This is a genomic window from Leeuwenhoekiella marinoflava DSM 3653, from assembly GCF_900129005.1.
Lineage (GTDB): Bacteria > Bacteroidota > Bacteroidia > Flavobacteriales > Flavobacteriaceae > Leeuwenhoekiella > Leeuwenhoekiella marinoflava.
Window position 1 is genome coordinate 89,504 of sequence record NZ_FQUN01000017.1, and the last position, 25,441, is coordinate 114,944.

18 protein-coding genes are annotated in these 25,441 nt (G+C 37.2%); 16 read left to right on the plus strand and 2 right to left on the minus strand.

Going from position 1 to position 25,441, the window contains the following annotated elements; all coding sequences use genetic code 11:
- Positions 1–5 precede the first annotated feature (5 nt).
- Complete coding sequence (locus BUB91_RS15535) at positions 6–2,237, minus strand: fasciclin domain-containing protein (protein WP_073100193.1); 2,232 nt, start codon at positions 2,235–2,237, stop codon at positions 6–8.
- A 595-nt stretch (positions 2,238–2,832) separates the two neighbouring features.
- On the opposite strand from BUB91_RS15535, the gene BUB91_RS15540 reads away from it, so the two are divergent.
- From BUB91_RS15540 to BUB91_RS15595, 12 genes are all read left to right on the plus strand, one after another.
- Positions 2,833–4,053, plus strand: a complete 1,221-nt coding sequence (locus BUB91_RS15540; RefSeq protein WP_073100194.1) for a glycoside hydrolase family 88/105 protein — start codon at positions 2,833–2,835, stop codon at positions 4,051–4,053.
- Between the two features lie 15 nt (positions 4,054–4,068).
- A complete protein-coding gene (locus BUB91_RS15545; RefSeq protein WP_241652629.1) occupies positions 4,069–5,076 on the plus strand; it encodes a DUF4861 family protein in 1,008 nt (335 codons plus the stop codon).
- Between the two features lie 177 nt (positions 5,077–5,253).
- Entirely contained in the window at positions 5,254–6,087 is an 834-nt protein-coding gene (gene kduI / locus BUB91_RS15550) for a 5-dehydro-4-deoxy-D-glucuronate isomerase (protein ID WP_073100196.1), read from the plus strand.
- An 8-nt stretch (positions 6,088–6,095) separates the two neighbouring features.
- Positions 6,096–6,857, plus strand: coding sequence for an SDR family NAD(P)-dependent oxidoreductase (locus BUB91_RS15555; RefSeq protein WP_073100197.1), 762 nt, complete (start codon positions 6,096–6,098; stop codon positions 6,855–6,857).
- Positions 6,858–6,889: 32 nt separating this feature from the next.
- Positions 6,890–8,317, plus strand: coding sequence for a glucuronate isomerase (uxaC, locus tag BUB91_RS15560; protein ID WP_073100198.1), 1,428 nt, complete (start codon positions 6,890–6,892; stop codon positions 8,315–8,317).
- A gap of 6 nt (positions 8,318–8,323) precedes the next feature.
- Complete coding sequence (locus tag BUB91_RS15565) at positions 8,324–9,337, plus strand: sugar kinase (RefSeq protein WP_073100199.1); 1,014 nt, start codon at positions 8,324–8,326, stop codon at positions 9,335–9,337.
- An 11-nt stretch (positions 9,338–9,348) separates the two neighbouring features.
- Positions 9,349–10,020 (plus strand): bifunctional 4-hydroxy-2-oxoglutarate aldolase/2-dehydro-3-deoxy-phosphogluconate aldolase, encoded by a 672-nt coding sequence (locus tag BUB91_RS15570; RefSeq protein WP_073100200.1) that lies wholly within the window; start codon positions 9,349–9,351, stop codon positions 10,018–10,020.
- The gene (locus BUB91_RS15575; protein ID WP_073100201.1) at positions 10,017–11,009 is read left to right on the plus strand and encodes a TRAP transporter substrate-binding protein; all 993 of its coding nucleotides are present in this window, start codon (positions 10,017–10,019) and stop codon (positions 11,007–11,009) included. The genes BUB91_RS15570 and BUB91_RS15575 overlap by 4 nt, the downstream gene beginning before the upstream one ends.
- Before the next feature lies 1 nt (position 11,010).
- The gene (locus BUB91_RS15580) at positions 11,011–11,481 is read left to right on the plus strand and encodes a TRAP transporter small permease (RefSeq protein WP_073100202.1); all 471 of its coding nucleotides are present in this window, start codon (positions 11,011–11,013) and stop codon (positions 11,479–11,481) included.
- Positions 11,478–12,764, plus strand: coding sequence for a TRAP transporter large permease (locus BUB91_RS15585; RefSeq protein ID WP_073100203.1), 1,287 nt, complete (start codon positions 11,478–11,480; stop codon positions 12,762–12,764). Before BUB91_RS15580 ends, BUB91_RS15585 begins: the two co-directional genes overlap by 4 nt.
- 17 nt (positions 12,765–12,781) lie before the next feature.
- A complete protein-coding gene (locus BUB91_RS15590; protein WP_073100204.1) occupies positions 12,782–14,221 on the plus strand; it encodes a tagaturonate reductase in 1,440 nt (479 codons plus the stop codon).
- A 43-nt stretch (positions 14,222–14,264) separates the two neighbouring features.
- Positions 14,265–15,881, plus strand: a complete 1,617-nt coding sequence (locus BUB91_RS15595; protein ID WP_073100205.1) for a UxaA family hydrolase — start codon at positions 14,265–14,267, stop codon at positions 15,879–15,881.
- A gap of 38 nt (positions 15,882–15,919) precedes the next feature.
- Here the strand turns inward: BUB91_RS15595 and BUB91_RS15600 are convergent, their stop codons facing one another.
- On the minus strand, positions 15,920–16,960 hold the full coding sequence (locus BUB91_RS15600) for a LacI family DNA-binding transcriptional regulator (protein WP_073100206.1): 1,041 nt from the start codon (positions 16,958–16,960) through the stop codon (positions 15,920–15,922).
- Positions 16,961–17,231: 271 nt separating this feature from the next.
- On the opposite strand from BUB91_RS15600, the gene BUB91_RS15605 reads away from it, so the two are divergent.
- The 4 genes from BUB91_RS15605 to BUB91_RS21365 all read left to right on the plus strand — a co-directional run bounded on the left by BUB91_RS15605 (position 17,232) and on the right by BUB91_RS21365 (position 25,441).
- A complete protein-coding gene (locus BUB91_RS15605; RefSeq protein ID WP_073100207.1) occupies positions 17,232–18,686 on the plus strand; it encodes a glycoside hydrolase family 28 protein in 1,455 nt (484 codons plus the stop codon).
- Positions 18,687–18,716: 30 nt separating this feature from the next.
- Complete coding sequence (locus BUB91_RS15610) at positions 18,717–21,830, plus strand: SusC/RagA family TonB-linked outer membrane protein (RefSeq protein WP_241652630.1); 3,114 nt, start codon at positions 18,717–18,719, stop codon at positions 21,828–21,830.
- A gap of 4 nt (positions 21,831–21,834) precedes the next feature.
- Positions 21,835–23,454: a RagB/SusD family nutrient uptake outer membrane protein gene (locus tag BUB91_RS15615; RefSeq protein WP_073100208.1), complete on the plus strand. Its 1,620-nt coding sequence runs from the start codon at positions 21,835–21,837 to the stop codon at positions 23,452–23,454.
- 91 nt (positions 23,455–23,545) lie between these two features.
- Positions 23,546–25,441 (plus strand): pectinesterase family protein, encoded by a 1,896-nt coding sequence (locus BUB91_RS21365; RefSeq protein WP_073100209.1) that lies wholly within the window; start codon positions 23,546–23,548, stop codon positions 25,439–25,441.

Genomic DNA, 25,441 nt, shown 5'->3' on the forward strand with positions numbered 1-25,441 from the left:
TTTATTTATTCGGTAAATGAAAGATAATTGTCTATTAGGTGTATTAAAGATCGGTCTGCTAGGTTGTTGCTGGCGGAAGGAATAAAGTTGGCAACCCTTTCATTCTCATCAGTTACAGTTAAACTACCCGGAGACGTCTCAAAATCTAGAAAGGTAGCGTTGCCTAGCTCATCTTTAAGGAGTGTTGAGTATTGCCCGGTAACTTTTCCGTCATCTGAAATAATACGATCGGCTATGATGTGAAATCTTATAAAGTTGGCAACCTGTTCCTGACCTTCAAATTCACTAGGAGAAAAGTTGGGCGCTCCGGTATCTGTTGCCGGTAATACGCCATCGTCTACTGCCTGTTGAATTGCGTCGTTATCTGGTATTATAAAGGTGTATCTGCTTCCTAAGGTAACGATTGAGATGGTACTTCCATCTGGGTTATAGAATTGTGAATTTTCTAGATACCTAAAGAAGTAATCATAACCCGAGTTAGGTTCTTCTGCGAGGCGTTTTAAGTCTAACCCTGGAGCTTCTTCACTAAACTCGAGTAGATTGTCTGTAAAATAAACGATTCCATTATTTTGAGTTTCAGAGCCAGTAATATTTACCACATTGCCTAGGACTTCATTTCCTGCAGCATATACCGTATTGTTGTCATATTTAATGTATTCACCAGGTAACTCATTGTCTCCGGTTCTGATGATTCCCGATCCCGATAGGTTGTCAAGTTCGTCATTTGGAGTTAAGACGATGTGGTTGTATAGTATGCGTAGTGCACGTTGCTTAGCGATATTCCCCGTTACAATGTTTCCATTCTCAGGAGACTCATAAACCCATTCAGAACGGTCTATATTGTAATCGTAGCCAAGGTTTCTAAGTACTTCATCAGACATCATAAAAAGCGTCCAACGTCGATTAATATTACTTATAAGATTGCGATACCCATCTGGGTCATTTAATAATCGAGTCATTAAGGTATAGGCAGGATCTAAATAAGGCGAGGTGTAAACGCTATAGAAGTAGTTTGAAGGTTGTACCTTATTGGTCCCGTAGAAAAACCCATTGCTCAATTGTTGAGCATCTATGATTTCTGAATCAAAGTCAAATCTAGGTTCTTCTTCTAAGCCGTTAACGGTGGCTTGAAATCGAGAAGGCCATACACTGTTGGGCCACATATGTGCATTATAAAGATCTTCGTATATATATTTTGGTAACTGGTCTAAAGAAGGGTAATTCTTAAGAAGTACTTCGTTTATAAATTCTTGGAACACCGCATTTTCAGGAGCAAATATGGTGTAGCCGTTGGCCTGCCCATCATTATCCATTTCCTTTAAAAAGTTTTCATTGGTAGGAGAAAAGGGTAAGGCTTGATCATAAACTTTAATATATACATCATCAGTGTTTCCGGTGAAATTGTAATAACTGTTAGAAGCTTCCTCATTTCTTACATAAGTCACGAGATTGTCTCCAAGAAGTTGATAAAAAAGGCTGTACTGTGACGTTTGAGAGATGTAATCATCTAGATTTTTTGGAGGAAGTAAAACCTTATCCGTTTCGTGAATAATGCCATTCTCAGCGACAATATTTGTGTCTATTGCCTGCGCTTGCATGATATTAAGAGGTGAAAGTGTATTGTTAGGGTAGAAGAAGTTATAATCATAAGCTCCATAACCTCTGGCATTTAAAAACTCATCAGCAAAATATGTTATGTATTTATTGTTATTGTCTCCAGATACATAGTAGTTTGTTCCGTCAGTATTGTTACGATTTGAGCCAATAACAACTCTTTCTTGTCCATCAATATTTTGAGTTTTAAAGCCGTCGTAGTATGCAGTTCTTCTTTTAAAGGCAGCGTTTTCTACCCATCCGCCTGATGATTGATAATCAGGAAGTCGCTCTGTTCTAAAAGCATTGTAAATAAGACCGTATTTAACAATTTGGCCAGCTAAAGTAGAATCTATATCATCAATACTTGAAAAACCCTTTTCTTGAAGGAAAGCATTGAATGCTTCATCGTTAGGAGCAAACATGGTCCAGTAACCTGATTTCCCTAAAATATCTGCATAACCAGCTTTATCAATAGTTTGTAAGAGCATACTAAAGTTTCCTTTTTCTCTTAATATTTGATAAACAGGTTCCTCCAGATTTTCTGGTCTTCCATAGTATTCATCAAATTCCTTTTTGCTGCAAGATGCGAAAACGATTGCGATAAAATAAAATGATAAAATTAGGAGTATTTTTTTATTCATTATTTTTTCGGTTAATTAGTTAGTTTATTTAATACTCTCTCTAAAATCTCAAACGATTGCGCAAAGAAGAAAGATTATTTCAAGAAAGCACAGTTTATAGTAATGTGGTTAATACAATAAAACAAGAGAAGCTAAGGTTTGAATTTTTTATTTTTAAACCAATTGCGAAAACGATTGCAATCAGTTTGTTTTAAATTTAATTTTTTAAACAAATACTTCAGACAAGAGCTAAACGTTAAAATTATTAACACTCAAATTTATAGGGATATTAAATTATGAGTATCCTGTACTAACCTGCTTTGTATTTTGCTAAATCAATTAAGTAGAGATAGTTATGATTAGTCAAATTCTTATCAAGTATTATAAATACTGGTATTTATGTAGATTTTATTTTTTTATTAAAAAGCTAAAAAAAAATACTTTTTAGCTTTTACGTTTAGTCTTTAGTAGATCATTTTGTTAAAAATTAGTACCCTTAGTAATTCTTTTAGATTTTATTTTGATTATTTGAAAGGGAATACTAAGTTTGTGTAATCGATTGCATTCTTGTTTTTTTATATGAAAATCGTTTTCGTAAAATCAATTCCAATTAATAATGAATATTTCACGCTTTTTTAAAATTACCTTTCTTGTTGTTTTGATAATAGTTGTGTCAGCTTGTAAGAATGAAACCAAAACAGCTGGAGCAAAAGAAACAGAATCTCAGGACCTGGCTTCAGAAAAATGGTTTGTACAAATGGCTCAGTCTATAATGTTACGATACCCTGAGTCTTATCAGATTGATGGTCGTGATACGGCAAAATGGGATTATGTTCATGGTTTAGTCCTTAAGAGTTTTATCGACTTATATGAGATGACAAGTGATTCAGTGTATTTTGATTATGTTGAAGGATACGCTGATCGATTGGTACAAGAGGATGGTTCAATCACAACTTATAAGTTAGAGGATTACAATATAGATATGATTAATGCGGGTAAAATTCTTTTTCCGGTTTATGAAATAACAAAAGAAGAGAAGTATAAAAGAGCAATGCAATTATTAGATAAGCAGCTTAAAGAACATCCGCGTACCTCAGAGGGTGGTTTTTGGCATAAAAAGCGGTATCCGTATCAAATGTGGTTAGACGGTCTGTACATGGGGGCACCATATTATGCTGAGTACACTTCGTCTTTTGAAGAAGGCAAGGGTTTAGATGACGTTGCTAAACAATTTGAATTGATTCAAAAACATGCGATAGATCCTGAGAGTCAATTATTATATCACGCTTGGGATGAAAGTAAAGAACAAAAATGGGCAGATCAAGAGACTGGTGTTTCGCCTAATTTTTGGTCAAGATCTTTAGGTTGGTATGCTATGGCTCTGGTTGATGTACTAGATTATTTCCCTGAAGATCATCCAAAAAGAGTAGAGCTGATTCAGTATTTAAACCAACTGGCAGATGCTTTAATTCCGTATCAAGATGAAACAGGTTTATGGTATCAAGTTCCTACATTAGGAGATAAAGAGGGTAATTATTTAGAAGCATCTGGCAGTTCCATGTTTGCATATGCCTTTGCAAAAGGAGTGAATAAAGGCTATCTTGATGCGGCTTATAAAGATGTAGCCAATAAGGCCTTTGATGGACTTACCCAAGAACTTATTCAGCGTAACGAGGATGGGACAATAACTTTAACTCAGGTTTGTGCAGTAGCAGGTTTAGGAGGGGACCCTTATCGAGACGGTTCTTATGAGTATTACATCAATGAGCGTAAAAAAGATAATGATCCTAAGGGTACCGGTCCATTTATAATGGCTGCAATACAATTAGATCGCTAACGCAACAAAAAATTAATGATGAATTCCAAAATTATTTTAGGAGCCTTTGCTCTAACTACGTTATTAGCTTGTAAAGAAAAACAAGACAAGAATGTTGTTGAAGAAATTATTGAAGTAGAAGAAGTTCAACCTGCTACTTACACAGAAATATCTGTTAAAAAGGGAGGGAGCTGGAAAGAAGATACTCGAGAGTATATTGATGGAAGCTTTGTAAATGTAGAAGAGATGGAAGTGCCTGAGCAACATACTGACCACTCTTGGTACATAAGATATGAAGGTCCGGGTTGGGAAAATAAACAAACCGCTTATCGTTTGTATCTAGACTGGAGAAATGCAATAGATATTTTTGGTAAAAAAGTAGATACACTGGTTTTGCCATTTGTAGGAACAGATGGTTTTGACTCATACCATAATGATGCGCCTTGGGGACAAGATATTTTAAAAGCAGGTAAATCTATGGGTATAGGAGGTTATGGTCGTTTTACAGGAGATACCATAGCTCACTTTGACGAAGTTAAAAAAACTCTAGTTGAGATCGATAATTCTGCTGAAAACTCTAGTGTAACTATAGATTATAAAGGTTGGAAGACTGGCGATGTAACAACAGATTTAAAATCGGTTATCAGTATTTTTCCGGAAGATCGTTTCTTAAAAGCTGAATTAACACCCAGTGTTTCTTTTGATGGTTTAGCTACAGGAATCGTAAAGTTTGATGACATTCCATTAATGAAAGAAACGAGTGAGAATGGAGACTGGGCGTATATAGCGACTTATGGAGTGCAAACTTTAGCAGGGGAAAATGATAAGTTGGGTATGGCGATTTTTTATAAGACAGATCAGGCTAAAGCAGTTGAAGGACCATACGATCACTTGGTTGTATTCAACCCATCAACAGAAAAACAGACTTATTATATTAATAGCGCTTGGGATCAAGAAAAAGATGGTATTAAAACCGAAGAAGCTTTTAAGCAAGATTTACAGACCAAGTTGTCAGAATTAGATAACAACGGCAAGTTAGAATAAACAATACCATACAGTACAGGATAAGCTTTAGAAAGGAGCTCTTTAAATTTGAGTTCGATTCCTAATTTGAATAAAATGGTTTTGGAATTTTAAAATGTAAATTTTACATTTTAAAACAGGAGTCGTAAGTTTGAGAAGTACCATTTTAAAATATTTATCCAAAAAAACATATCAAAAATGACAAAGTCAGAATTTAGATACGCACATCATCCAGAAGATGTAAAAAAATATACTACCAGTGAATTACGAGAGCATTTCTTGATTCCTGAGTTATTTGTAAAAAATGAGATCAACCTTACTTATACCATGTATGATCGCTATATCGCAGGTGGAGCATTTCCTGTAGATAAAGCTTTGAAGCTAGAAGCTATTGATGAGCTTAAGGCTGAAAACTTTTTAGACCGTCGTGAATTAGGTGTGATCAATGTTGGCGGAAAAGGTAAAGTGATTGTTGATGGAGAGACTTACGAACTAGGCCACCGTGAAGCTATTTATGTAGGTAGAGGAGTTAAAGATGTTGTTTTTGAAGCAACTGAAGAGCAACCGTATTTTTATATCAATTCAGCTCCGGCTCACAAATCATATCCTACTAAAAAGGTTACTAAGGCTGATGCAGAAGTTGTAGAATTAGGTGATACAAAAACTTCTAACAAGCGTGTGATAAATAAATTACTCGTGAATAGTGTTGTTGAAACGTGCCAGCTTCAAATGGGAATGACAGAGCTTCAGGAAGGAAATGTATGGAATACTATGCCTCCCCACACACACGAGCGCCGTATGGAAGTTTACTTTTATTTTGATCTGGAAGAAGGTCAGTCTATTAGTCACTTTATGGGGCAGCCACACGAAACACGTCATATTTTCATGAAAAATCATCAGGCTGTAATTTCTCCTGAATGGTCTATTCACGCTGGTGCAGGTACTTCAAACTACACGTTTATTTGGGGTATGGCCGGAGAGAATCTAGACTATGGTGATATGGATAAAGTAACTCCAGACGAATTAAAATAAGAAGTAGGATGAGTTTGTTTAGTTTAGAAGGAAAAACAGCATTAGTTACCGGTTGTAAACGTGGTATTGGTTTCGCAATGGCGGAAGCTTTAGCAGAAGCCGGTGCTAATATTCTTGGGGTTTCAGCATCATTAGAAACTTCAGGATCAGCTATAGAAAAAGCAGTAGAAGCCACTGGGAAATCTTTTAAAGGTTATCAGTGTGATTTTTCAGATCGCAAATCGCTTTATGCTTTTATTGAAAAAGTAAAATCAGAAAATCTAACCATAGATATTCTAGTGAATAACGCAGGTACAATTTTACGTGCACCGGCGGCAGAGCACAGCGATGAATATTGGGATAAAGTGATTGAAGTTAATCAAAATGCTCAGTTTATTTTAAGTCGTGAACTTGGCAAAGAAATGATTAAAAGAGGTAATGGTAAAGTGATATTTACAGCGTCTCTTTTAACTTTTCAAGGCGGAATCACAGTTCCTGGGTATGCAGCTTCTAAAGGAGCAATAGGGCAGTTGACTATGGCGTTGTCAAATGAATGGGCCGGAAAAGGTGTGCAAGTAAATGCTATCGCTCCGGGTTATATCGCAACAGATAATACCGAAGCTTTACGGGATGATCCTGATCGAAGTTCTTCTATTCTTGCCAGAATTCCGGCAGGTAGATGGGGTAAACCTGAAGATTTTAAAGGTCCAATTACATTTTTAGCTTCTAAAGCTAGTGATTATATGAGTGGGACTGTTATGACCGTAGATGGTGGTTGGATGGGTAGATAATAAATCTACAAAGCATAAAATAGAATAATATTATGAGTACAGTAGATACAATGGCAGAGGTGAAAAATACATTCATAAAAGACAATTTCCTTTTATCGAACAAGTATGCAGAAGAGCTTTATCACAAGTATGCCGCACCACAGCCTATAATAGATTACCACAATCATCTGCCACCGGCAGAGATTGTGGCTGATCGTCAGTTTGAGAATATTTCAAAGGTATGGTTGAATGGCGATCATTATAAATGGCGAGCTATGCGCACGCTAGGTGTAAACGAACGTTTTATTACCGGAGATGCTTCAGATGAAGAGAAGTTTATGGCCTGGGCAAAAACAGTTCCGCACACCTTGCGTAATCCATTGTATCACTGGACGCATTTAGAATTGAAGCGTTATTTCGGTATAGATGAATTATTGAATGCACAATCGGGTCCAGAAATTTACAAAGAAGTAAATCGTCAGTTGCAACTCAAAGAGAACAGCTGTCACGGACTTCTGAAACAAATGAATGTAGAGACGGTTTGTACTACCGAAGATCCATTAGATACACTAGATCAGCACAGAGCTTATGATGGTGACAAAACCGGACTCAAGATGAGTACTGCTTTTCGTCCTGATAAAGTGATTTTAATTGATGCCGAAGGGTTCAACGATTATCTCAATCAATTAGCTGAAGTTTCCGGGGTTGTTATAGCTACGTACGATGATCTTAAGCAAGCACTACGTCAACGTATTGAGTTCTTCCATCAAAATGGATGCAGATTATGCGATCACGGCTTGAATCAGATTTCTTGGACAACCGCTACTGAAACCGAGATCAAAGAACTCTTTAAAAAGCGAAGAGGTGGGGCAAGCCTTTCAACAAAAGAAACAGAGCGGTTTAAGACAGCAATCTTGTTGTTTTTAGGAGAAACATATCACGAGTTCGGTTGGGTGCAACAGTTTCACTTAGGCGCGCTGCGTAATAATAACAAGCGCATGCTGGCTCAGTTAGGGCCGGATACCGGTTGGGATTCTATCGGTGATTATACACAAGCCGAGTCGTTATCAAACTTTTTGAACGCTTTAGATAGCAAAGATAAACTGACCAAAACCATCATCTATAATTTGAATCCTTCTGATAATGAAGTGATGGCAACAATGATAGGTAATTTTAACGATGGTAGCGTAAAAGGTAAAGTACAGTTAGGTTCCGGTTGGTGGTTTTTAGACCAGAAGGACGGGATGGAAAAGCAAATGAATGCACTTTCTAACATGGGGCTTATCAGTTGTTTTGTAGGTATGCTTACCGATAGCCGAAGCTTTTTATCGTTCCCGCGTCACGAATATTTTAGACGCGTGCTTTGTAATCTTTTTGGTAAAGAGATTGCTTCTGGAGAGTTACCTAACAACATGGATTTGGTAGGTAAAACCATTGCCGATATCAGTTATAATAACGCTAAAGAATACTTCAACTTTTAAGATTCTATGGCTAAAGTTCAAAAAATAATAACATTTGGAGAAGTCTTGCTACGTCTTTCTCCTGCTGAAAATCGCAAATTATCTCAGGCTAAATCTTTAGATTTTTTCTTTGGAGGAACTGAGATGAACGTAGGTGCATCGCTTGCTGTCTTGGGAGAATCTGTAAAACATATCACTGCGGTTTCTAACGATATTGTGGGAGATGCAGCACTTAGCAGTATGCGTCAATACGGTATTGATGTTTCTTCAGTACAAAAAGTTAATCATCCTATTGGGCAGTATTTGCTAGAAGTAGGCTCGGATATGCGTAGTAGTCAGATTGCTTACAATCGGTTAAATGGCTCATTTGCTAATATTCAACCAGAGAAAATAAACTGGGATTCAGAATTGAAAAATGCAGGTCTTTTTCACTGGACGGGTATTACTCCAGCAATTTCAGAAGCTGCTTATCAGGGGCTAAAAGCTGCTTTGGTTTCTGCGAATGCAAAAGGCTTACACGTTACTGCAGACCCGGCATACCGAAGCAACCTGTGGCAATACGGTCGTAAGGGGCAAGAAGTTTTAAAAGAATTGGTAGGCTTATCCACAATATTCATCGGTGGGGTTAATGAAATCAATGAGATTTTAGAAACAAGCTTCAGTTTAGACAAAGATGGGTTTATCGAGGCGAGTAAACATTTGATGGCGGAATGTCCCAACATCAAACAAGTTTTTGACAAGATCAGAACAGGATTGAGTGCTTCGTGGCAAAAGATTTATGGTAGAGCCTTTGTGGACAATACTTACATAGAGACAGATGAGCTTGAGATTACACAAGTGGTTGATCGCATCGGAACTGGTGATGCTTATGCCGCTGGACTAATTTATGGCTTGCGTCATTTTGATGCTAAAAAGGCCTTGAATTTCGCCAATGCAGCTTGCGCTTTAAAACATACGATTCTAGGAGATGTCAATCTGGTTTCTGTTGCTGAAATAACTGAGGTTATGCAAGGAAACACGGGAGGACGAATTAAAAGATAAAACATAAATTAATGGCAAAATATACCCGAATAGAGGTGGTGCTTCAGATGAAAGAAAACGGAATCGTTCCGGTTTTTTATAATCCTGATGTTGAAGTTTGTAAACAGGTTTTAAAAGCTTGTTATGATGGCGGCTTGCGTACCTTTGAGTTTACCAACCGTGGCGATTATGCATACGAGGTTTTTAGCGAACTCAATAAATATGCTAAAGCTGAACTAAGCGGAATGATGATGGGAGTAGGCTCTGTTTTAGATGCCGGTACATCATCATTATATCTTCAATTAGGAGCAGATTTTATAGTTTCACCTGTTGTAAATGCTGAAATGGCAAAGGCGTGTAACCGTCGTAAAGTAGCCTGGATGCCGGGTTGTGGTTCAGTAACCGAAATTTCTTTTGCTGAAGAGTTAGGAGCCGAAGTGGTTAAGATTTTTCCGGGAGCACAAGTGGGCGGTCCTGCTTTTATAAAAGGCGTTAAAGGTCCGTTACCATGGGCAAGTATTATGCCTACCGGTGGTGTAAGCCCTACCGAAGAGAATTTAAAAACCTGGTTTGATGCAGGAGTGCATTGTGTAGGAATTGGTTCTAAGCTTTTTGTAAAAGATACTTCTGGAGCTTACGATCTGGAGGGTGTGACTTCGACTATAAAAAATGCGCTGGATATTGTCAAAAAACTACGCGCATGAGACGTATTCAAAACTACTATTTGATAGCTTTATGCCTTGTCTTTTTACTTGGTGTAATGAGTTGTGACGAAGTTTCTGATAAACGTGTGATAAAACTAGCACACGGTTTAGATGTAACGCATCCTGTTCATAAAGCGATGATTTTTATGGGCGAACGTCTTCAGAAAAAGTCAGGCGGTAAAATGAGTTTGGATATTTATCCCAGTCAGCAATTGGGATCAGAGCGAGAGTGTCTAGAACTACTACAAATTGGAAGCCTTGGGATGACCAAAGTTTCTACCGGAGTATTGGAGAATTTTGCACCACAACTTAAAGTATTTGGTCTTCCTTTTTTGTTTAGAAATGCAGAACATCGTTTTGCTGTTTTAGAAGGAGATATTGGAGAAGAATTACTCAATGCGAGTGTCGAGCAACGTCTTAAAGGCTTAACTTTTTACGATGCCGGAAGTCGAAGTTTTTATACTAAAGAGCCTGTAAAAACGCCTGAAGATCTTAAAGGTCTCAAACTTCGTGTTATGGAGAGCCAGACAGCAATTAATATGGTTAAAAACCTGGGAGGGTCACCAACACCCATTGCTTGGGGAGAGTTGTATACGGCTTTACAACAAGGTGTTGTAGATGGTGCTGAGAATAACTTACCTAGCTTTTATTTATCGCATCATTACGAAGTGTGTAAATATTTCTTAGTTGATGAACATACAGCATTACCGGATGAATTACTAATTAGTACCGTAATCTGGAATGATTTGTCTGAACAAGAACAAAAGTGGGTTAAAGAAGCAGCGATGGAATCTCTAGAGTTTGAAAAGAAAATTTGGCACGAGGCAGAGATGGAAGCACTGGCTGAAATTAAGAAAGCCGGGGTACAGGTTATTTACCCTGACAAAGAGCCGTTTCGCAATCGTGTGAAATCTATGTATGAAGATTTTTCTGAGAATGAAGATATGAAAAAATTGATTGAAGAAATACAAGCGGTTAAATCCAATTAATATGAAAAAAAGACTTGATAAAATTTTAGGAACTATTCTAGTTTTTCTAATGGCTTCAATCGTTGTAGCTGTTTTGTGGCAAGTATTTTCACGCTATGTATTACAATCAGCTAGTTCATTTACCGAAGAAATTGCACGCTATTTATTGATCTGGATTGGGATTTTAGGAGCTGCTTATGCAGCAGGTCAACAAGACCATTTAGCAATTAATGTTTTACCGCCTAAACTTGATGTTTCAAATCGAATTAAATTAAGAATAGGAATAAACATCTTGATTATACTCTTTGCTTTTTTTGCATTTATTATAGGAGGCGGAAATCTGGTCTATGTGAATTTTGAATTGGGACAAAACTCTGCGGCATTAGGGGTTCCGTTAGGATATGTTTATGTAGTGCTTCCCTTAAGTGGAGCCTTAATAATTTGGTATAAAGGAATCGAACTGGCAAACCCTAAAAAATATTTAGCATCATGATTGAAGTTTTAATTCTCGTATTGGTATTTTTTGTTTTGCTGGGGATAGGTGTGCCTGTGGCTTGGTCTATAGGTATTTCTTGTTTGCTTACGATAATGGTCTCAATAGATTCATTGGCTAGTTTTACGACAATCGCTCAGCGAATGGCGACGGGTCTTGATAGTTTTTCACTTTTGGCGATACCGTTATTTGTATTGGCCGGTCAGATTATGAACCAAGGCGGAATAGCCCTGCGGCTCATCAACTTTGCGAAGGCTTTAATTGGTTCACTTCCGGGTGGATTGATTTATGTGAATGTAATTGCAGCAATGCTTTTTGGTGCGATATCTGGTTCTGCAGTAGCGGCGACATCTGCGATAGGAGGGATTCTAGGACCTTTTATGGAAAAGGAAAACTATTCTAAGGAATTTGGTGCAGCAATCAATATAACCGCATCAACTACCGGATTGATTATTCCACCTTCTAACGTGTTGATTGTGTATTCACTGGCCAGTGGAGGTGTTTCAATCGCGTCTTTATTTTTAGCAGGATATGTTCCTGGTATATTAATGGGACTAGCATTGATGCTTGTAGCAGCTTTCTGGATCAAGAAAAAAGGATATCCTGCTGGTGAGCGTAGTAGTATAAAAACTATAGTGAAAACCTTTTTAGATGCATTTCCTAGTTTATTGCTATTAGTGGTTGTAATCGGCGGTATCGTTACCGGTATTTTCACGGCTACTGAAGCTTCAGGGATTGCTGTTTTATATTGCTTAGTTTTATCATTCGTATATCGAGAATTGAAGGTTTCAAGCTTAAAGAGTATTTTCTTAAGCTCTGTAGGTACCACGGCAATCGTTATGTTACTTATTGCAACTTCAATGAGTATGTCTTGGGTAATGTCTTTTGAAAACATACCTCAAAACGTAAGTTCAGCATTACTTTCGCTTAGCGAGAACAAATTTGTTATTTTGATCATTATCAATATTTTACTCTTATTTGTGGGAACTTTTATGGATATGACACCTGCAGTTCTGATTTTTACACCTATATTTTTACCAGTGGTAACCAGTATGGGAGTAGAGCCGGTGCAGTTTGGGATTATGATGGTGATGAACCTTTGTGTAGGCTTATGTACACCTCCGGTGGGAGCTGTATTATTTATTGGTGTAGGTGTGGCAAAAACATCAATTCAAAAAATAATGAAGCCGCTTTTACCACTTTATGCCGTTATGGCCCTTGTTTTACTAATGGTAACCTTTATACCGGCAATCAGCCTATGGTTACCTTCACTTTTTGAATAATTTATCAATTACAACCTATGAAAAACCTTAACAGAGCAAATGCCGGTTATACAAAGAGCTTACCCGTCAAAGTCATTCAATATGGCGAGGGAAATTTTTTAAGAGCCTTTGTAGATTATATAATAGATAAGCTGAATAAAGAAGCTGATTTTAATGCTGGTGTTGCGGTTATTCAACCTTTAGCAAATGGCTTGATTAATATGCTTAATGAGCAAGATGGTTTATACAATCTATTTCTACGTGGAATAAAAAACGGAGAGGAAACCGAAGAAATTCATACTATTTCTTGTGTTCAGCAAGGACTTAACCCGTATGAAGACTATGATAAATATCTGGCTTTGGCTACAGGAGAAGAACTGCAGTTCCTGATTTCAAATACAACCGAAGCAGGTATTAGTTTTGATGAAACTGATACACTTAATAGGAAGCCTCACAACAGCTTTCCGGCAAAAGTAACAGCTTTATTATACAAGCGTTTCAATCATTTTGAAGGTGCTCCGGATATGGGACTAACGATTATTCCGTGTGAATTAATCAACAATAATGCAGATACACTTAAGAAAATAATCTTGCAATACGCAGATTTGTGGGAGTTGGGAGATGCTTTTAAATCTTGGATAGAAACCAGCAATAATTTCCACAACACATTGGTAGATCGCATTGTACCGGGCTATCCTAAAGATGATATTGAGACGTACCAAAGTCAGTTGAAATTTAAAGATAACCTTATTGTTTCCGCAGAGACCTTTTTACTGTGGGTGATAGAAGGTGATGCTAAATTAAAAGCTAAAATTCCTTTTGATAAGATCGATGAGAATGTGCTTGTGGTAGAAGATATGCAACCTTACCGTACGCGTAAAGTGCGTATTTTAAATGGTGCACATACTACTATGGTTCCTTTTTCTATTCTCTACGGAAATGATACCGTTAAAGAAACAGTAGATAATGACTTTACCGGTAAGTTTGTAAGAGATGCAGTTTTTAAAGAAATTAATCCAACACTTGACCTTTCTGAAGAAGAGCTTAGTGCCTTTGCTGATGCAGTTTTCGATCGCTTTAGAAATCCGTTTATCAAGCATCAATTATCAAGTATAGCACTCAATACGGTGTCTAAATTTAAGGTTCGTGTTCTTCCTAGTTTATTAGCTTTTGAAAAAGAATACAATCGATTACCAGAAAACCTTACTTTTGCATTGGCTTGTTTAATTCGTTTCTATAAAGGAACTTGGAATGGACAGGATTTACCGGTGAAAGATGATGCAGCAATAATTACAGAATTTCAAGCTGCTTGGGAGCAAGGAGGTTACAGTGCTATTTCAAAACGAATACTAAGTAATATGACGTATTGGGATCAAGATCTTACACAGATTTCAGATTTAGAATCGCGTATTGCTCAGGCATTAGAATTGATTGAAGAATATGGTGTAGAAGCCGCTTATAAAAAGTTTACGGCTTAAGTCAATAATAAAGATTATTGATTAGGCCTTTAAAGTGATAGATATGAAAAGCAAACTGATTAAAGTACATCCAGAAGATAACGTAGCGGTAGCACTGGTAGATTTGTATGCAGGAGATACCGTAAAATTTGAAGGGCAAACGCTTCAGGTTTTAACCGATTCTAAGGCGAAACATAAGATATCGTTAGTTGATTTAGCTGCCGAAGACGCGATTTACATGTATGGTGTTTTAGTAGGTAAAGCCTTGAGTCCTATTAAAAAAGGAGGTTTGCTAACTACAGAAAATGTTAAACATCAGGCGAGTTCGGTTTCTCAAAAAACAGAAACTACTTCGTGGATAGCCCCTGATATTACAAAGTGGAAAGACAGAACTTTTATGGGATACCACCGTGAAGACGGGCAGGTAGGAACTCAAAACGTATGGTTGTTTTTTCCGCTTGTATTTTGTGAAAACCGAAATATCGAATTGCTTAAAGATGTTTTCGAAAAAGAATTGTCTTTTCATAAAGCGAGTAAGCAGAGACAATTATTACGCAATTTAATTACCGGTGCTCCAGAAGATACTGCCGTTGCTGAAATTGAAGAAGAACAAGCCATTTTTGACAATATAGAAGTAAAATTCATCACCCATCAAGGTGGGTGTGGTGGTATACGCCAGGACTCGGTTTCCTTATCTAAATTATTGGCTGGTTATGTAAATAATCCTAACGTAGCAGGAGCGACTGTATTGAGTTTAGGGTGCCAAAACTTGCAGATTGATATTTTTAAAAATGCGCTAGCCGAAAAAAATTCTGAAATTAAAAAACCTGTTTTGATCTACGAACAGCAACAGGAGGGAACTGTAGAAGATATGCTTTCAAAAATCATTAAAGATTCTTTTGAAGGGATAAAGAAAGCAAATCTAATTAAGCGTGAACCAGCATCTATCTCAAAATTGAAAATGGGATTAGAGTGCGGTGGTTCTGATGGTTTTTCAGGAATTTCTGCTAACCCGGCTTTGGGATATGCTTCAGACATTCTGGCTGCTGTAGGAGGTTCACCTATTCTTTCAGAATTCCCAGAATTGTGTGGTGTAGAGCAGGAATTGGTAAACCGCTGTGTTAACGATGACGATGCGCAGCGCTTTATGCAATTGATGAAAGCTTACGAAAAATCTGCTATAGATGTCGGTTCTGGTTTTGATATGAATCCGTCTCCGGGTAATATAAAAGATGGTTTAATTACCGATGCGATGAAGTCTGCTGGAGCTGCTAAAAAAGGAGGTACTTCGCCTATTCAGGCTATTTTAGATTACGGGGAATATGTAACTAAGTCAGGCCTTAACTTACTATGTACACCCGGTAATGACGTTGAAAGTACAACGGCAATGGTAGGCGCAGGAGCTAATATAGTTGTGTTTACTACCGGTCTAGGGACACCAACAGGAAATCCTATTGCTCCGGTTTTAAAAGTCGCTTCAAACAGTACTTTGGCTCGCAGAATGCCAGATATTATAGATATTGATAGTGGTGGGGTTATCCGTGGAGAAAAAACTATTACCGAAATGGGAGAAGAAATATTAGAGCATGTTATACAAGTTGCCAGCGGTGAAGTAGAATCTAAAGCAGATGCGTTAGATCAGGATGACTTTATTCCTTGGAAACGTGGTGTATCGCTTTAAAAGATTTTAATAAATAAAAGAATTTCAAAAGGAAGCATTTAATCAATGCTTCCTTTTTTTAATGAAGTTTCACGCTCATAAAGCTCTGGCATAAGCACCACTTTTTTCTCAACCCGAACACTTTTATTATTGTCTTTTATTTGTTCTAAAAATACTTGAGCTGCAATCTGTCCCATTAAAACAGGAGTTTGACCAACGGTAGTAAGTGGTCGTTCCAGGTACTTTGTAAAGGGTTCATTACTAAAACCTACAACACCTACATCTTCAGGTATTTTTAAACCTCTGCTTCTTAGTTCTCGCATGCCACCTAGTGCAACATAATCACTGGCAGAGAAGAACGCATCAAACTCAATCTTTTTATCAAGTAGATCTTGTACGGCTGTTATGCCAGCTTCAACTGTACTGCTTACTTCAAGAATGCGGTTTTTATCAATAGGAATGTTATAAGCTTTTAAAGCGGCAATATAACCGTCATAACGATGTTTGTAGATTTGAAGTTTTGGGTCACCGCCTATGTGTGCAATTTTTTTATAACCTTGTTTAATAAGATGTTCTGTAGCTGCAAATGCACCTTCATAATCATTAATAGTAACAGAACTCACCCCTGAAATATCTTTTTTACGGTCAAAGAAGATTAGAGGGACACCCTCTTCACATACTTCTTCAATATGCTTAATATCTTCTGTAGATTTAGATACTGAAATGAATATACCATCAATGTGCGTGTTGAGTAAGGTTTTTATTTGCTTAGCCTCATTTTCAACATTTTCATGAGATTGACATATAATAACATGGTAGCCTTTAGGCTCCAATTCTTCTTCAATACCACGTATTACCGAAGCAAAAAACGTGTGATTAATGTAAGGAACTACAACTCCTACGTTAAAGGTTCGTCCGCTCTTTAAGGCCAAGGCCAGTGTGTTTTGCTGATAATTGAGAGCTTTAGCTGTTTTTAAAACAAGTTCTTTTGTTTTAAGGCTAACCCGGTTACTATCATTTAAGGCTCTTGAAACGGTAGCTGCACTGATATTTAATTTTTTTGAAATATCGTAGATTGTGACTTTCTCTTTTTGACGCATTTTTTATTTAGGGTATTGTAATCGTTTCCAATTTAATTTTTTTTTAATAAAGTCTATGTCTTTTTATCAATTTTAATAAGTATATAATGCTATTTTTTGTCGTTTTACTTTCTGAAATTGAAATTTTAACTGTTAAAATATGATTTTTTATTAATTATTAGCACTTTTTATTTGCATACTGATAATTAATAATTATTTTCGTGCAATCGATTGTATTTGTTTCTTGAATGATTCAAAATTTCAAGGCCTAAATTTTTATAAAAATCTATATATGTTGAATTTTAAAAGAAATCGTTTGCGTAACAATGCTTTGGTTTTACTGAACTGTTTATTGTTGTTATCTATATCTTGTAAAAACAATGAGAAAAAAGCTGAAACAAGTGAACCGCCACAGACTTCAGTTTGGAGTGAAGCAGATGCAATTATCGAAAAGATAGGTACTATAGAATTCCCAGATTCTACATTCGATATAAAAGATTATGGAGCTGTTGCAGATGGTAGAACACTCAATACTGAGGCATTTTCTAAAGCAATAGAAGCCTGTAGTCTTACAGGTGGTGGTAAAGTTGTGGTTTCTTCAGGTAAATATTTGACTGGTCCTATTCATTTAAAAAGTAATGTAAACTTACATTTAGAAAAAGGGGCAGAAATACTTTTCACAAAAGATAAGAGTGCTTATTTACCAGCAGTACATACTTCTTATGAAGGTATGGAGATTATGAATTACTCTCCGTTAATATACGCTAAAGGACAAAAAAACATAGCGGTTACCGGTAGTGGAATTTTAAATGGGCAGGCAGATAAAACTAATTGGTGGCCTTGGTGTGGTGCAGATAGATATGGATATCAGGAAGGAGATCCAAAACAAAAAGATGAACACAATTTACCAACTCTATTTAAAATGATAGAAGATGGTACTCCGGTTGAAAAGAGGGTTTTTGGTGAGGGAAATCAGTTGCGCCCTCTATTTCTACAAACTCTAGAGTGTGAAAATGTTCTTATTCAAGGTGTGACGTTTACGAATGCTCCTTTTTGGGTAATTCATCCTTTAAAATCAAAATATGTTACCGTAGACGGGATCACCGTCAACAGTCATGGACCTAACAATGACGGGTGTGATCCTGAATATTCTAGTTATGTGCATATCACCAATTGCAAGTTCAATACCGGTGACGATTGTATTGCTATAAAATCGGGTCGTAACGGTGACGGAAGAAGAGTAAATATTCCCAGTGAAAATATAGTGGTTGAAAATTGCGATATGAAAGACGGCCACGGCGGTGTGGTGATGGGAAGCGAGATTTCTGCAGGAGTGCGCAATGTTTTTGTTCGCAATTGTACCATGAACAGCCCCAATCTAGATAGAGCGATACGCATTAAGACCAATACGTTGCGTGGCGGATTTGTAGAAAATGTATATGTCAAGGACATTGAAGTAGGACAGGTAAAAGAAGCGGTGCTCAAAATCAATACTTATTACGGTATTTATGGGGTGCAGGAAGGGGAGTTTATACCTAGTATAAGTAATATTAACTTAGAAAATATTACAGTAGAAAAGGGTGGTAAATACGGGTTGCTAATCAAAGGTCGCGAAGAAAGACCGGTTTCGGGCATTACGCTTAAAAATGTAACCATAAAGGGAGCCGAAACTCCTTTACTGGTCGAAAACTGCGAACCCATAAATTATATAAACACTTCAATTAACGGAGTGGATTACAGCAATTAAAAATTCATAGTATAAATAACCAAAATCAATATGATGAGAAATAGACACACAAATTTTCTTATTCCAAAAAAAGCAGGATTCTTCGTTGTTTTGTTGTCCTGTTTTTTTATCGGGAATACATTTAGTCAGGACACCAGAACGATAACCGGTACTATTACTGCCGCAGATGACGGGATGCCTCTTCCCGGGGTTAATGTGGTGGTCGAGGGAACCAATTATGCCACCGTAACAGATTTTGACGGGAATTTTGAAGTACAGGTTCCGGGAAATGACAATAACTTAGTGATTAGTTATGTAGGATTTTTAACTAAAAACGTAGCGGTAGGTACTCAAAACACTTTTACGATATCGTTAGAGACAGATGTTCAGTCTTTAAGCGAAGTAGTCGTAGTAGGATATGGAACGGTTAAAAAGTCAGATTTAACCGGAGCAGTAGGTACAATAGATTCAGAAAGCCTTACCGAGCGTAACATAACAAACCCTGTTGAATCATTACAAGGTTTAGTTCCTGGTGTGCAGGTAAGCAATTCTACAGGTAGAATAGGTGATGGTTTTAATATAACTATACGAGGTCAAAATTCTATTGGAGGAGGAGGAGATCCATTATTTGTAGTTGATGGTGTTCCTACAGATAATATAGACTTTTTAAACCCGCAGGATATTGAACGTATGGACATCCTTAAGGATGCGTCATCTACGGCGATTTATGGTTCGAGAGGATCTAATGGTGTTGTAATTGTAACTACTCGCAGTGGAGCAGGGGCTAAAGGAGGCTTAAAAGTAAGTGTAGAATCTTTTGTGGGTGTAAAAAATGTAGCAAGATTGCCAGAATTGATGGAGCCACAAACTTGGTGGGATTATCATCAGTCTGCTTATTTAGCAACTGCAGGTACAGATCCTAACACGGGAGCTGTAAGTGCCGCGACGCTTGCTGATGCAGTAGGAGGAAATGGAAGTAATACCGAGTTATTGAGGCGTGTTGCTGAAAACCAATCATTTGATTGGTACGATGCAGTTTTAAAGACTGGGATTCAACAAAACACTTATGTAAATGCATCGGGAAGAGCAGAGAATGGCTTAGGGTATAACTTAGGAATAGGTTATCAGAATGAAACTGGTGTTATTGATAATGAAGAACTAGATAAGTACACCTTAAAACTAGGGGTTGATCATAAAATCAATGATAAATTCACTTTGGGTACTAACGCCACAGTTACTTTAATTAATCAAGACCAAGGGTCTGGTAATGCGATGCAGCAAGCGTTTCGATTAAATCCTTTTCTAGATCCATATGACCTAGATGGTGTTACACTTTTTCCACTACCCGGTAAGCTAACAGATGAAAATGGTGATTTTATCATAAACAAAACCAGTACTTACAATCCTTTGCTAGAAATAAATAATACTATTAATAACCTTCGTCGTTGGAATGTAATAGGTAATACATATTTTCAGTATCAGCCATTAGAATGGTTGTCATTTAAGACATCGTTTGCAGCTGGTTATACGCATTCGCGTCGCGGTCAATCCTGGGGTGCACTTACTAACAGAGGTGCAAATAACAACAATTTACCTTCCGCAGAATTAAGTAACAGTCAGAATTTTAATTATACTTGGGATAATCAGTTCAACATCACCAAAACCTTTGATGAAAAACATAATTTAAATTTCTTGGGGCTTTATAGCATGTTTTCAAATCGAAATGAAAGTTCTTTCTCTTCATCCAGAAATATGCCGTTTGATAATAGTTTCTATAATATAGGTAGTGGTGAGCAAGGTACCTTTGATATAGGCTCAGGTTTTAATAAAAATACGTTGAGATCGTATGCCTTGCGATTAAACTATTCTTATAATGATAAATATCTTTTGACTTTGTCAAATCGATGGGATGGATCATCTGTATTTCCGAAAGAAAATCGCTGGGATTCTTTCCCTTCAGCTGCTTTAGGATGGAATATTTCTAACGAAGATTTTTTAACAGACTCTAAAACAATAAATAATTTAAAACTAAGAATGAGTTTTGGTTATACAGGAAACAATATCATATCTCCGTACTCTTCTTTGAATACTTTAAATTCTCAAACCTATTATGATTATGCAGGTTCTGTTTCTAATGGTTTTGTCTCTACCCAAATAGCAAATGCTCAACTTCAGTGGGAGCGTACCCGTGAATTTAATGTAGGGGTTGATTTTGGTTTATTGAGAGATCGTATCACCGGTAGTATTGATGTGTACGATCGTTTATCTGATGATTTGTTATTTACGCAAGATTTACCTAGTGAAACCGGTTTTTCTAATATTAATGCAAATGTTGCCTCTGTAAATAACAGAGGGGTTGAATTGGCTTTAACTACACGTAATATTCAAACTGAAGATGTCACATGGACTACATCTTTTACATTTACAAAAAACACAAATGAATTAAGGTCAATCTATGGTCAAAGTGAAGTAGATGATATAGGTAATAATCTATTTTTAGGAGAATCTCTTGATGCTATTTACAACTATAAATTTACGGGAATTTGGCAAGCGGATGAAGTTTCTGAAGCTGCTGGTTACGGAATGGAAGAAGGTCAGGAAAAGCTGCTTGATGTAAATGATGATGGCAGGTATACACCTGATGGTGACCGTATTATTTTAGGCTCATCAAATCCAGATTGGACCGGAAGTTTTTTCAGTTCGTTGAAAGTAAAAAACTTTGACCTGTCTGCTTCGGTGATCGTTACCGAAGGCGTTTTTACTTATAGCCCGTATCATTCTAACTTTGCCAATGTAAATGACAGAGGGCGTCAAAAAATAGATTTGGATGTTTACATTCCACAAAATGAAGCCGGCTTAACGCCTAATGCTTCCACACAATATCCACAATCTCAGAACGCAGGAAGGTTTTGGGACGATAACGGCATTGGGTATTACAAAGATGCTTCCTTCGTGAAAGTTAAAAATATTGCTTTAGGCTACAATTTAGGAACTCAGGCGTTAGAATCCTTAGGATTTTCGCAACTGCGTATCTATGCAAATGTGTTGAATCCTTTTGTATTTACTGAGTATGACGGGTATGACCCGGAGTGGGCAGGAGCCAGTTTAAATGTAGGTAGACCCAGTGCTGTAATTTATCAGTTAGGGTTTAATTTAAAATTATAAGAAGATGAAAAAGATAGTATATACTTTAAGTTATTTGACACTAGTCCTCTTTTTAACGGGCTGTTCAGATTTTTTAGAAGAAGATAATAAATCCAATGCCACGGCAGAAGATTTCTACATTACCGCCGAAGGTTATCAATCGCTGTTGAATGCAAATTATGCGCAGCTGAGAGAGCTGTACGGCAATTCTCCCTGGCTGTATGCCTGCGGAACAGACCTGTATGCAGAGGGAAGAGACCGGGAGCCTCTGGGATTGAGCAGGTATACCAATTTGAATCCTTCGTCTGAAGGAGTGGGCGCCTTGTATGACACTGCATTTAAAGCGATTCAAACCGCAAACACCGCTGTTTATTACTACGATCTTACCGAAACCACTGATGTTTTGGATCAGCAACTGGGAGAAGTACGCTTTTTAAGAGCAAACGCTTATTTCCTGTTGGTTCAAACCTACGGGGGAGTGCCTTTAATTACCGAATACTTCAGAGAGCCGGTGCTTTCTTTTGATCGTGCGGAAGCAGAAGCGATCTATGATTTTATAATTACCGAACTAGAAGCGGCTTTGCCAGCAGTAAGTACTGGTGCTTATCAGGGCAAAGTGACTCAGCGTGCGGTAAATCACCTGTTAGCCAAGGTGTATTTAACCAGAGGTTATGAAAGTTTTGGAGCCGCAACAGATTTTGAAACTGCGGCGTCTTATGCAGATGCTGCTATTGCAGGGCAGTCGCTTGATTTGTCTTTTGAAGAACTTTGGTCTCCTGATTATGCGATAAATTCTGAAACCTTGTTTTCGGTGCAATACGATGCGGCATCGGTGAGTACAGACCCTTTTAGTCTGGGGCATATGCAAACTGCTTATTTTGGGCCGTACCAAGGAGGTAGTGAGATTGCTGGTGATGCGCCATATAGAACATATACGTTATGTCCTACACAGTTTGCAATAGATCTTTTTGAAGAAGATGATGAGCGCTATTCGACTACGTTTATGACTGAAGTTTATGCGCGTTACTTTGATTTTTATGATGTTGATGATACGAGTACATTACCGGTAGCTCATTATTATGCTCCGGCGTGGGAAGCTACACAGGCAGACAAAGATGCTTATATAGTCGAGCATCCAGAAGCAACATATCATGATTATGGTACGTATGTACCATCAGCAAATCCTACTAATGATTATCAAACGATTCCAATGAAAAAATTTGATGATCCTGAAGCACCTTTTGGGCAAAATACAAGTAGAAGAGACATTATTCTTTCTCGTTTAGGAGAGACTTATTTAATTGCAGCAGAAGCTCATTTACAAGCTGGTCAGCCTGGTACAGGTCTTAATTTTATAAATGAAGTACGTGAGCGTGCAGGAGTAGATGATGTTACATTAGGAGAATTTGATATCGATTATATTTTGGATGAACGTGGTCGTGAATTGATGGGAGAATACCACCGCTGGTTTGACTTAAAACGTACTGGTAAATTAGTAGAACGTGCTTCTGCTTATCATTACCTTGTAGAGGAAGGCAATTTTGATGGAGCTAATGGAGAATTGAAGATTTTAAGACCTATACCGCAAAGTGCGTTAGACTTGAATCAGAATAATGAATTTGAACAAAATCCTGCATACCAGTAATTTTTGAATTTTAATTGAGTGTGAAAAAAGCTTACCGATTTACGGTTAAGCTTTTTTCTGTTTAATTGATAGAGATTTTAATAGTAATAATATGATTCAACTTAGATTTAAAATTGTTCTTTTTTGCTTTTTATTGAGCGGAGTTTGTTTTGCTCAAAATAGATCTACAGCTGTAAAGCCATACTCTATAAAAACCACCTACGATAAGTTAAAAAACAATTACCCTTTTATCAAACCTATAGAAGAATTAGAAACTGGAAATTTTAATAAAAGTGAGAACGTTATTTATCACACTGTAGCTGATAGAGACTTAAAGGCAGATGTCTATTTTCCGAAAGATACAAGCATTATGAAGCCTACAATTTTATTGGTTTTTGGAGGAGGATGGATTAGTGGTAGCAAAGAGAATGTTAGGCCTATGGCGCAGCATTTTGCAGACAATGGTTTTGTAGCTGTTACTGCTGAATATCGTTTAAGTAGCGAAGCTAAATACCCCGCAGCCGTATTAGACTTAAAAGCTGCTGTTAGATGGATGCGTCAAAATGCAGATATATACGGAATAAATACCAAGCAAATAGCTATACTTGGTAATTCAGCCGGTGCACAGCTTGCGACATTGATAGGGGTAACCGGAGGATCTTCGGTCTACAATAGTAAAAGTTTTGAAGTTTCAGATTCAATTCAAGCTATAATTAATGTTGATGGGATTGTTTCATTTATACATCCTGAAAGTGAAGAAGGGGAAATTGCAGGTAAGTGGCTTGATGGCTTAGAGTCTGATAATCCTAAAAATTGGAAAGAAGCATCACCTCTTGAATATGTAGATGCAAATACACCTCCTACATTATTTATAAATAGTATGATGCCTCGTTTTCACGCAGGCAGAGATGATATGCTTTCCATTCTTGACGAAAATAATATTTATAATGAAGTGCATACAATTCCAGATACGCCACACTCTTTTTGGCTGATGCAACCATGGTTTGAATCCACCTTGCAATACAGCATGGCGTTTTTAAATCGGGTTTTCAAAGCGGAAGATGCAAAAATATATCGTGAGATTACAGTAGCTAAAGATGGTAGTGGTGATTTTCAAAGAATTCAAGAGGCCATCAGCAGCACACGTGATTTAGGACCTGATTATGTCAAGATATATATTAAAAATGGCGTATATAATGAAAAAATAGAAGTGCCTGCCTGGAAGCGTAAAATAGTATTAGTAGGAGAAAGTAGAGATGGGGTTGTTATTGTAAATAATGATTATTCTGGTAAGATAGATTCACTTACTGGTTTTATACATAGCACTTTTACTTCACATACCTTAAAGGTTGAAGGACGTGATTTTTATGCTGAAAACTTAACGATACAAAATACATCATGTAACCAAGGTCAAGCTGTTGCTTTGCATACGGCAGGAGACCGTTCAATATTTAAAAATTGTAAAATACTAGGATGTCAGGATACGGTTTATACAGCAGGGGAAGATAATAGAGTGCTATTTGATAACTGTTATATAGAAGGTACTACCGATTTCATTTTTGGTCAGGCGACTGCATTTTTTGATCATTGTGAAATCAATAGTCTTAATAATTCATATGTGACTGCAGCTTCAACACCAGCTAAGCAAAAATACGGTTATGTATTTCTTAATTGTAAACTCACAGCAGCAGAAGGAGTGACTAAAGCCTATTTAGGAAGACCTTGGAGACCTTATGCTAAAACAGTATTTATCAATTCAGATTTAGGAGCTCATATACTTCCTGATGGTTGGGAAGTATGGGACGGTGATAAAATGTTTCCGCATAAAGAACGCTCTGTTTTTTATGCTGAATATAATAGTAAAGGAGCCGGAGCAAACCCAGAGAAACGAGTGTGGTGGTCTCATCAACTTTATGAAGAAGAGATTGATTACTATACAAAAGCTCATGTTTTAGCGGGTCACGATAACTGGAAACCAGAGTTTATTTTTTCAATTTTAAATGAATAG